The 2,964-nt window shown below is 62.2% G+C and carries 4 protein-coding genes; 3 read left to right on the top strand and 1 reads right to left on the bottom strand.

Annotated features, from left to right (window positions below):
• From ABIV12_RS03710 to ABIV12_RS03720, 3 genes are all read left to right on the top strand, one after another.
• A partial coding sequence (locus ABIV12_RS03710; protein WP_348056365.1) for a YqcI/YcgG family protein occupies positions 1-145 on the top strand: 145 nt, incomplete at its 5' end.
• The gene (locus tag ABIV12_RS03715) at positions 135-725 is read left to right on the top strand and encodes an urea carboxylase-associated family protein (RefSeq protein WP_348056359.1); all 591 of its coding nucleotides are present in this window, start codon (positions 135-137) and stop codon (positions 723-725) included. The genes ABIV12_RS03710 and ABIV12_RS03715, both read left to right, overlap by 11 nt.
• A complete protein-coding gene (locus ABIV12_RS03720) occupies positions 715-1,803 on the top strand; it encodes a hypothetical protein (RefSeq protein ID WP_348056361.1) in 1,089 nt (362 codons plus the stop codon). The genes ABIV12_RS03715 and ABIV12_RS03720 overlap by 11 nt, the downstream gene beginning before the upstream one ends.
• Here the strand turns inward: ABIV12_RS03720 and ABIV12_RS03725 are convergent.
• Positions 1,739-2,701, bottom strand: a complete 963-nt coding sequence (locus ABIV12_RS03725; protein WP_348056363.1) for a UPF0104 family protein — start codon at positions 2,699-2,701, stop codon at positions 1,739-1,741. The genes ABIV12_RS03720 and ABIV12_RS03725 overlap by 65 nt on opposite strands.
• Positions 2,702-2,964 lie beyond the last annotated feature (263 nt).

Below are 2,964 nucleotides of genomic sequence, written 5' to 3' on the forward strand. Positions count from 1 at the left end.
TGCTGCCTGCAGCGGGTCCGTCAATCCGATGCTTGCGCGACATGGAGTGGCCTCCGAGGCGCGCCAATACAGCGGTCGGGAAGTCGCCGCCGATTGGCAATGTCCTTTTTCCTCGACTGCAGCGGGCTGCATCGATGTCCCGTGAGATTCCTCCACGTTCCGGCGTTGCCTTCGTGCTGGCGCGCGGGCAGCGGTTGCGCGTCATCGACCCGATCGGCGAGCAGGTAGCCGATCTCGTCTCTTACAACCGCGAGGATATCGGCGAAGTGATTTCGTCAGGCCGCAGCCTGGACTACGCGAGCTGCATCTACCTGACCACTGGACACGATCTGTATTCCAACCGCAGCAATGTGATGCTGAAGATCATCGCCGACACTGTCGGCCGCCACGATTTCCTGTTGACGCCATGCTCCGCGGAGATGTTCAGCATTCTGTACGGCGATTCGACGCCGCATCGCGGATGCTTTGGCAATCTTGCCGCTGCGCTTGCTCCGTTTGGCGTGCAACCGGATGCAATACCGAACGCCTTCAACGTCTTCATGAATGTAACGGTCGATGCAGCCACGGGTCGCCTTTGTGTGAATCCGCCGTTGAGTCGCGCAGGCGACTCGATTGTCTTCGAAGCCCGCATGGATCTGGTGATCGGCCTGACGGCCTGTTCGGCGGGGCAGTCCAATAACTTCTCCTACAAACCAATCCACTACGACGTGCTCGATGCTCTCTGATCTCCCGGTCACGGTTCCCATCGAGCGTGCGTCAACCGCGCGGGTCGGGCGCTTCGAGCAGTTGCCCAAGTGGCTCAATCTGATCCCGATGGTCGCGCAATGGGTCTGGCTCGGCATCTTGCATCGCAGTATCACGCTGCCGTCGACCGTCAATCCCGGTATCACCTCGGGCGGCATGGTCGGCGACGGCAAGCTTGAATACTTCGCCTGCATGGGCACCACCGCGCGCTCGGCAACTGCGGACTACATCGCGGTCGTGAACGACTCCCGATCGAGTGCGACGGGCGTGACCCAGCGCATGATGGAAGCACGATTGCGCTTTCCGATCGTCGCCAAGCCGGACCTGGGGTGGTGCGGTTACGGCGTGCGGCTACTGGCGAACGTTGACGATCTGGCAGACTACCTGCGGCGTTTTCCGCCCGACGAAACGTTCCTTCTGCAACGCTATCTGGCCGATCCGGGCGAGGCGGGCCTGTTCTATGTCCGCGAGCCGGCCGCATTGAACGGGCGTCTGATCGGCATTCTGCTTCGCCATTATCCAAACGTTGTCGGCAACGGCGACGATTGCATCGCCGACCTGATTGCGCGTGATCCACGATTGCAGCGGGCGACCGGCAACGCGCTTCACCAGTGCCGTTACGATCCGCAATGCGTTCCCCCGGATGGCGAGATCGTGCGGCTCTCCACGGTCGCCTCCACACGCGTCGGCGGCCTCTACGAGGATGGCAGTGTCCTTGTCACGGCAGCGCTGGAAGCGCGAGTGGATGCAATTGCGAAAGACATGGGGTTGTTCCTCGTCGGCCGGTTCGACGTGCGCTACCGCACTGTCGAGGACCTTCAGCGTGGTGAGTTCACGATCATGGAAGTCAATGGCGCGGGCTCCGAAGCGGTGCACGCGTGGGACCCGAAATACTCCGTTCGCGACGTGTATCGAATCGTCTTCGCCAAGCAGCGCCTCCTGTTCCGGATCGGTGATGCAAACCGTCGTCGCGGGCACCGACCGATCGGCTGGCTCAAGCTGGCTCGCCTGCACCTTCACCAGCAACGGTTGATGCGGACGTATCCACCGTCGAATTGATCCCCTGTTCCTCGTGCCTGGAACGACTTGACGCGATGCAGATCTCCGTCGCGACCGCGAGCAGGAAAGGCAGCAGGTTGTAGATCGCGCGATAGGCGAGCAACGCGATCAGCACGCCGGCGCGCTCGTTCGAAGGCATCGCCGCGAGAATGGCGGCTTCGAACACACCGATTCCTCCGGGCACGTGGCTGACGATGCCGAGCAGCGTGGCCGAAACGAACAACAGCACGAAATTCGCCGGGTCGGGCATCGCCGACGTCGGAATCAGCACGTACAGCGCGCCGATCGACGCAGCCATTTCGATGGTTCCGACCACGCACAATCCGATGGCCCGGCGTACGAGGATCGCCGTGCGCGCGTGCGTGCGCATCGCGACGACCGACGCCACCGCGAGGCAAACGAGCAAGGCGAGAGCCATCAACGCCATAGCTGTCGATCGATCGCCGGGCATCCCCACTGCAAGCGTCGCCAAGCCGCTGATTGAAACGACACCTGCTGCAACGCAGACACCCACCAACGCGACGATGCGCGTGACATCTGCGACTCCGAGTCCAAACCGCCGATACGCCCGATAGCGCAGCGCGCCGGCAGTTATCGCATGAAACCCCAGCGTGTTCGCGATTGCGTGCGCTGTGACGCCGACCAACAACGCAGCGCCTGTGGGGACGCGACCGGGAACAGCACGCGTTGTCGCAAACCATTCGTATGCTGCGAGACACGCAAAACTAATCGCCGTGGCGATCACCGACAGCACGATGGCGGACATCGGAGTGGCAATCCAGGCGTCGTGCAATGTCGCGACCGACAGGGACTGAAACTGCCGCCACAAAAGGTTGCCGGCGATGAGCACCACGCCCGTCGCGGCCAGCCAACGCAATGCGCGAAATGCGCGATTCACGTTGCTGGCGATTCGTGGACGAGCACGATGTCCACCGCCCGTCGACCAACATCATCCATGTTGCGATTTCACAAGCGCGTGCACGGGCGCATCCCGCAGTGGCAGGACTGTCAAAGTGGGCAGCAAGCTTGCTTGCCGCCCACACCTCGTTCAACTCCGGGAGTTCAAATGGCTTCAGGCAAGGGTGCGAACGCTTCTCTCGCGATCCCACTGACGTGTTTTCGCCGCGGTCACGAAACTCGCGCTGTCGGCCGCGTCAACCA

Origin of the sequence: Dokdonella sp., assembly GCF_039926425.1 — a bacterium.
Lineage (GTDB): Bacteria > Pseudomonadota > Gammaproteobacteria > Xanthomonadales > Rhodanobacteraceae > Dokdonella_A.

What these genes read in the sequence shown, in the direction of transcription:
- ABIV12_RS03720 (WP_348056361.1), top strand. Translation starts at nt 715, where the DNA reads ATGCTCTCTGATCTCCCGGTCACGGTTCCCATCGAGCGTGCGTCAACC.
- ABIV12_RS03715 (WP_348056359.1), top strand. Translation starts at nt 135, where the DNA reads ATGTCCCGTGAGATTCCTCCACGTTCCGGCGTTGCCTTCGTGCTGGCG.